The sequence below is a fragment of the Tamilnaduibacter salinus genome, assembly GCF_003096655.1.
In the GTDB taxonomy this organism is placed as follows: Bacteria; Pseudomonadota; Gammaproteobacteria; order Pseudomonadales; family Oleiphilaceae; genus Tamilnaduibacter; species Tamilnaduibacter salinus.
Map to the genome: position 1 here is coordinate 145,650 of NZ_QEKQ01000010.1, position 6,493 is coordinate 152,142.

The window sequence follows — 6,493 nt, forward strand, 5'->3', positions numbered from 1 at the left end:
GTAGTAAGTGAAATCCTGCACTTCGATGAAGACGGGCTGCCGGTTATGGCCACGCTGGACAATATGGTGCGGCAGCCCCGGCACGATGACTCGGGCTTGGCGGGGCATGGGCTTCTCCTTGCCATGTATGAACGATGCAGATCCTTCTGCAACGGGGGATTTTACCTAGACAGGTCCATCTTGGAAGGTTATGAAGCTGCGAAAAATAAATCTGTCCCGGTTTTCCGGATCTTGTAGCGCCCTTCCCAAAGCGAACCACTGCGCCGCTCCAAAGCATTGACGTATCGAGTCTGTCGGGCCGCCAACCGTTTCATCAGTTGAGGAATAGCGGCCAGTTCGTCGGATGCTTCCACACGTGGTTTGTCCTCAAGCAGTAACTGTAGACCTTCAGGCCAAGGGCCTGCTTCCATTCCTTGAGATTACTCAGGTAGTAAGTGAAATCCTGCTCTTCGATGAAGACGGGCTGCCGGTTATGGCCACGCTGGACAATATGGTGCGGCAGCCCCGGCACGATGACTCGGGCTTGACGGGGCATGGGCTTCTCCTTGCCATGTATGAACGATGCAGATTCCTTCTGCATCGGGGAATTTTACCTAGCCAAGGCCATCTTGGAAGGCTCTAAAGCTGCGAAAATAAATCTGTCCCGGTTTTTCCAATCTGTCCCGGTTTTTCCAATTCCCAGCAGCCGCCGCATCGAACATCTGGTTCTGCCATTTTCGTGCGGCTTCCTCAGCATAGATCGGTATAGATAGCGCTAGAACCGCTAAGGTGACTAACATTCGGTAGGGCATTTGTACGGGACTCCTCAAGGTTCGATATAACGTGAAGCACAGCGGCAGCCCGTCAGGGACGCCCGGCGGCCACAGGGCGCGCACTGCTGCGTATTGTTATGACAACTCCGCCGGCAGCTTCCTCTGATACCTTTTAATGGCAGACTTCACGCCGATCATCCGTCTCTCCTTCGCTCGCCCCGGTAGAATCAGGGACCTCCCATGAACTCCACAAACAGAATAGTACCGCCTCCAAACAGAGCGATCGCCAGAAGGCTAGCTCGTCTGTAGTACTGCCCTTCCGGGTATACCGACGCCGGGTTCAGAAGCCACACTCCCATCCAGAAGTATCGGCCATAGCCCGGTCTCAGGAAAGATGCCGCCATTAGGTAGAAGAAGACGGTAAGGAGGAAACCGGCTGCCTCAAAGAGAACGAAAACAATGAAAAGAGCAGTCTGAGGTTCCATATTGAATCGTCGGCACCGCGGTGGTTTTGCAACACGAAAGGGGTCAGGTCTTGTCTTTTGCTATCTGCATTGTAGGGGGCAAAGCGCAAGACCTGACCCCGGGACGTTGCGCTTCAGCGCGTTTTCTTGAAGCTGTGGTTGCCCCATCCTGGCCGAAATATTCAAAACAGCGCTGGCTCAATCCCTTATGTTCCTGTTTCGATCACTGAGTCATTTTCCTTCAACTTGTTCGGGGTAACCTATGACTATTGAATCGGCGAGCATGACCATCGTCACCGAAAACCTGCCGGAGACCCGGCGGTTCTATGAAACTCATTTCAGCGCGCGACCGGTTTTCGATTGTGGCTGGTACGTCGTACTCAGAATGACAGCGCCTCACCAGGAACCGGAAATCTGCCTCATGAGTCCGCAGGATGGCATGCAGCCCTTCTCGGGTGGGGTCTTTCTCAACATTCTTGTGGACAATGCTGATCAACTTCACTCCCGGTTGACCGAGGCCGGCCTGCAGACCACGATCCCCCTGGAGTCTCATCCCTGGGGAGATCGGGGATTCGGTCTTCTTGATCCCTCCGGTGTCATCGTCTATTGCTACCACCCGATTGAACCCAGCTCAGAGTTTGATCAATACATCATTGAACGAACCTGAGGTCCCTGGAAGACATCGGGAGCGGTCAACCGCCTAATGGCCTGCTCCCGATTGTCCCGCAATGCCAGAGGTGTGAGTCCGAACCAACGCCGGATCTCCCGGCTCATGTGCGGCTGATCCGAGAAGCCGAAATCCGCTGCAATCGAGGCTAGGGGAGCGTCAGACTGAACCAGCGCCAACCCGGCCTGGCGGACGCGAGCCAGAGACCGCCAGTAACTGGGGGGCGCACCGGTGGTTTCCGCCAGTTTTCTCCTTACGCTGCGTTCGCTCAACGGAATGGTTCTTGGCACTCGCCCGGAACGTAACGCCTCAAGACATTCCGGTACCCAGACCGGGGCCGGGCTCGCAAAGCGATCAACGACGCTGACCAGCTCATCAAACGCATCGCCGCAAAGGCTCTCCATCTCCCAACCATCGAACTGCGAGATCTGGTTCTGGGCCAGAACGAAATCCTCTCGCTTGTACTCTGGCTGTTTACGTTCCCATGGAAAGGAAACTCCGGCCGCCAACCGGACTCCGACGAACAAAGTGTCACTACGACAAACCAATCGGCGGGGGGAGGAATCCAAGCCACTGCAAAGGAGGGTGGCCGGCTTGTTGTTCGGTATAACGGCAATCAGGTCACGGCAGCCGTCCGGCCAAACCGTAAAGCGGCCTTCGGGAAGCGTACTGGTCCAGGTGCACACAATCGGGTCCATCATCCCTCCAAGCAAGCAGGCGTCCAATCCCGCTACCAAACCTCCGGTTTGGAGGCCCACGTCTTGATCTTGCCGTCCACCGGAGCGCCCGCCTAGGTGCACCTGTTAGCCTCTACCCAGCGGGCCGCCTGGCCAGCAACGCCCACACGCCTGCTAAGGAAAGCAGAGCGCCTCCGGAAAAATGAAGCGTACGCCGCAGCTTGTGTGAGACAAGCAGCCGACGAGCGGACGACGCGAAAACCGTGTAAAGCGTGGCATTAATGGTCGCCAGAACAACGAAGGTGACTGCAAGTAACCACATCTGAAACACCTCGTTTTCACCGGGCGTAACGAATTGCGGTAAAAAGGCCATGAAAAAGACAATGCCCTTTGGGTTAAGTGCGGTAACTAAATAGGTGTTGACGAATAGCTTCAAGCGAGAGGAATCGGACGCCGGTTCCGCCATGTCCGTGGGTGAGAAGCCTGCCCGAAAAAACTTGAGGCCAAGGTAGAGCAGGTACAAGCCTCCCGCCACCTTCACCGCTGTGAACCAAAAAGCAGATGCGGCAAGCAACGCCCCCAAACCCACGAGTGAGGCGATCAGCGCGGTGGAGTCCCCAAGTGCAACTGCAGCCACCAAAGGAACATTGGCGCGAGGACCGTGAGTCACTGAATAGCTTGTGATGGCTAAAATTGTCGGGCCGGGAATCACTAGTAGGACCGCCGAAGCGATAACAAACGCAAACCAGGACTCAATTGCCATGAGAGGTCCTCCTAAACGCTAACGCCGCTCAAATGAACCGCATACTCGAAGGTACCGGGCTGGATCTGGTCCTGGTAGTTGATCACGACCATGGCGTCCTGGTCGTAGTTGTAGGGTTTGAAACGAGGCATGGTGGAAGGCGGGTCCTTGTCAGCCAGCGATGAGTCGATGCTACCAGAGCAGGAGCGGCGATTCCGGGACTTTTTCTACAGGCTCAATCGGGACAGGGAGGCACCTCACGGTGCCCCTCCTCCCACATCACCGGGCATACGGATCACGTACCACGGCGATTCAGTGACTGGATTCAACCCACTACCGTGCCCGAGTTCCGGCAGCCCATGGTTCCGGAAGAGCCGAGCCGGCAGCGCTTGCGCCAGAGCCGGTGATCGACTCAGGCGCCACCGAAAGGGGTCAGGTCTTTCTTTTTGCATTGCATCTCCCCCGATGTGAAATGCACAAAGAGGTCGAATGCAAGATTCAAGACCTGACCCCGTCATTCACATGACCCCGTCATTCACATTCAACGCCCGCCAGGCGCCTTCTGCCAGTTCTTCACGAACATCCTGTATGGGCACGGCGTACCGGCCGGCCAACCAATGGCGCGCGTAATCGTGAGCCGGGCCAGAGATAAAGGAACCATACAGCGGCGCGGGAAGATTGCGAATATGGCCACCTTCCACGTACGGCCCGAGAATGGCAGCGAGCTTGCCGTAGAAACTTTCCACATCCCGATTCAAGGTCGATGCGCCGCCGGCCTTTCCAACCGTACGGCGATGATGAAAAACAAACTGTGCCCAATTCGGATTGGCACTGATCCAATCAACGTTGGCATACACCAGAGCTTTGATGAGCCGTTCCGCTTTCTCAGTAGCCCCACCGCTGGACGAAGCCACCTGATCAAGATACTCCAGCGCCCGCTGAGAAAAATCGCGCATCCCTTCGATAAACACCGCACTGGCTATGGCGTCCTTGTTGCCAAAGTGGTGATAGAGACTGCCGACACTCACACCGGTCTCCGCCCGGATCATGTCGATGGTGGTGTGCTCCAGACCATGAACTGCAAAGCACTCCAGAGCCTTGCGGAGGATCTCTCGCTTCTTGGCCCTGGATCGGGCCCGCGATTTGGAGGAAGTTGCCGCCATACCGACGCTTACCGAAGAAAAATGCGGCGCCATCTTACCACAACAACATAACTAGAATATTTTTCTAGAATATTATTCTTTTACTTGGCATAGTAACCATCACCAACGCAACAACCGTGAAAGGAGGCTTTATGGATCCCGTAAAAACATTCCAGACGATGTCGTCGCAGCCACTTGGCAAGTTCCTGTTCAGCAAGATGGTCTGCCAAGTCGCGCCCTACTTCGCCAGCATCAGCCCTCGCATCGAGACCCTGGAGCCACAGCGTTGCGTAGTCACCATGAAAAAGCGGCGCCGAGTCACCAATCACTTCAAGACAGTCCATGCAATCGCCATGTGCAACATGGCCGAGTTGGCAGGCGGGATGATGACCGACGCCTCCATCCCTCAAGGCGCACGATGGATTCCTTCCGGTATGTCAGTGACCTACCTTAAAAAGGCCAAGACGGATCTGACCGCCACCGCCAATGGCAGCCAGGTGGACTGGTCTCGCGAGGGCCCAACACAGGTTCCCGTGTCCATCACTGATACCACCGGGGAGGAAGTGTTCCGCGCGCAAATCGAAATGAACGTTAAGCACCGATAATCCGGAAAAGGGGTCAGACTGATTGGGTTTATAGCGATTCGGGCATAAACAACAGGACCTGTCCCCGTTCTAGCCTTGATCAATAGCCCGTCGGGCAGCTGCTCATAAAGGAGATGGCCGCACCCTTCCCAAAGCGCCCTTGTCGGGAGGAACCTGTTTCGGAGCTCGGCGTGGGGATACCCAACCTATTACCCGGATGAAGTGACTTTGACTGTGGGTGTCTCCTTTACCCCCTTTACCTTCATCGCCCTGCCCACCCTTTTCCCCCACCGGCAGGTTCAAGAAGCTCCAGGTCCCGCAATCCTTTTTGCAGCAGCTTGTTCTGTGCCTCCAAAAATTCGCGTAGTGCCTGTCCGGTCAAGAAATGTTCGCTCCAGAAATACTTTCTCCGGGTTTGAGCCCATGTATCGGAGGCATTAAGGTCGGCGCACAAACGTTGAAATTTCTCCACCTTGTTTTGAGAGAGCGTGGGCGCGGCAAAATAGCCTCGCCAGTTCGCGAATTCCACATCCACCCCCTGTTCCCGGAAGGTTTTAATGCCGTTGAGTTCGGGGAGGCGTTCACCGCTGGTAATACCGACGATCTTCACCTCACCGTCACGGTGGGCGTGTAACAACTCACCAAGGCCGCTCACGACCGCGACACCAAAACCATTTTTCAGCCTGTCCATGGCATCCCTGCCCCCATTGCTGGAGATGTAGCGCAATTGCCGGGGATCAATTTCCGCCGCCTGTGCGATTAACATAAGGGTGATGTGGTCCAGGCTGCCGAAAGAGGAACCACCGATCACCGGGTGGCGGATAGGCGCGGCTTTGATGGCTTTAAACAGGCTGGACACAGAAGTCTAGATTGGAATCGGACCGGACCGCCACGGCCTGATACTCAGCAATGAGCGTGCATACAGGCTTGACGTCCCGGTAGCCGTATTCAACCATGCCGTTGAGGTTGCGGAAGATAATGGGCGTGGACTGCACCATCAGCGTATTGCCATATTGTTTCGGGCTCTCCACCAGATCGATCAGCGCCCGTCCGCCCCCTGCTCCCACATAGTTGTCATAGGAGGCGCGGTCGATCAGGTCTTCGGCCAACAACGCCTTGCCTGTTTCCCGAGCGGTGGTATCCCAGCCGCCACCCTCGCCGCCGGGTATAAGAAAATGCACGGATTCCAGCACCTCCGCAGGGGCGGTACCGGAAAGCAGCAGGAGTGCCAGAAAGAGACGGCTGAAGAACTGCATAAAGAACGCCTTAACGAAAAGTCGTCAACTCGTTCATCAGGCCCAACTCCCCATTGAAGGACGTTGACGGACTTCAGAAACTTTACCGTGGGCGCCCTGTTATCAATTCCTTAGGGAACCTCTGAAAAAGCCCTTGGATTTGCGACAATAGCACCAGAGTCACCAACCGGGAAGGTCGCTACCCCATGAGCCAGATCAGCTTTGCCGAA

The 6,493-nt window shown here is 55.8% G+C and carries 9 protein-coding genes; 2 read left to right on the plus strand and 7 right to left on the minus strand.

What is annotated here, in order from left to right:
* Nucleotides 1–313: 313 nt before the first annotated feature.
* Both C8D92_RS14720 and C8D92_RS14725 read right to left on the minus strand, forming a co-directional pair.
* Nucleotides 314–535 (minus strand): hypothetical protein, encoded by a 222-nt coding sequence (locus C8D92_RS14720; RefSeq protein ID WP_207775192.1) that lies wholly within the window; start codon nt 533–535, stop codon nt 314–316.
* 58 nt (nt 536–593) lie between these two features.
* Complete coding sequence (locus tag C8D92_RS14725; protein ID WP_116919827.1) at nt 594–791, minus strand: hypothetical protein; 198 nt, start codon at nt 789–791, stop codon at nt 594–596.
* A gap of 687 nt (nt 792–1,478) precedes the next feature.
* On the opposite strand from C8D92_RS14725, the gene C8D92_RS14735 reads away from it, so the two are divergent.
* Nucleotides 1,479–1,883, plus strand: a complete 405-nt coding sequence (locus C8D92_RS14735; RefSeq protein WP_116919829.1) for a VOC family protein — start codon at nt 1,479–1,481, stop codon at nt 1,881–1,883.
* Here the strand turns inward: C8D92_RS14735 and C8D92_RS14740 are convergent.
* The 3 genes from C8D92_RS14740 to C8D92_RS14760 form a co-directional block, all read right to left on the minus strand.
* Nucleotides 1,859–2,392, minus strand: a complete 534-nt coding sequence (locus C8D92_RS14740; RefSeq protein WP_243402469.1) for a helix-turn-helix domain-containing protein — start codon at nt 2,390–2,392, stop codon at nt 1,859–1,861. The two genes, C8D92_RS14735 and C8D92_RS14740, sit on opposite strands and share 25 nt — an antisense overlap.
* Nucleotides 2,393–2,693: 301 nt before the next feature.
* Nucleotides 2,694–3,323, minus strand: coding sequence for a LysE family translocator (locus tag C8D92_RS14745; RefSeq protein WP_116919830.1), 630 nt, complete (start codon nt 3,321–3,323; stop codon nt 2,694–2,696).
* A 497-nt stretch (nt 3,324–3,820) separates the two neighbouring features.
* Nucleotides 3,821–4,498: a TetR/AcrR family transcriptional regulator gene (locus tag C8D92_RS14760; protein ID WP_116919831.1), complete on the minus strand. Its 678-nt coding sequence runs from the start codon at nt 4,496–4,498 to the stop codon at nt 3,821–3,823.
* A 98-nt stretch (nt 4,499–4,596) separates the two neighbouring features.
* Here C8D92_RS14760 and C8D92_RS14765 point away from each other — a divergent pair, with 98 nt between their 5' ends.
* Nucleotides 4,597–5,049 carry a hotdog fold domain-containing protein gene (locus tag C8D92_RS14765; RefSeq protein ID WP_207775193.1) on the plus strand — a complete coding sequence of 151 codons (453 nt, stop codon included), beginning with the start codon at nt 4,597–4,599 and terminating at the stop codon, nt 5,047–5,049.
* A 241-nt stretch (nt 5,050–5,290) separates the two neighbouring features.
* On the opposite strand, the gene C8D92_RS14770 is transcribed toward C8D92_RS14765, so the two are convergent.
* Entirely contained in the window at nt 5,291–5,887 is a 597-nt protein-coding gene (locus C8D92_RS14770; RefSeq protein ID WP_116919832.1) for a type 2 periplasmic-binding domain-containing protein, read from the minus strand.
* The gene (locus C8D92_RS14775; protein ID WP_116919833.1) at nt 5,871–6,284 is read right to left on the minus strand and encodes a type 2 periplasmic-binding domain-containing protein; all 414 of its coding nucleotides are present in this window, start codon (nt 6,282–6,284) and stop codon (nt 5,871–5,873) included. The genes C8D92_RS14770 and C8D92_RS14775 overlap by 17 nt, the downstream gene beginning before the upstream one ends.
* Nucleotides 6,285–6,493: the final 209 nt, after the last annotated feature.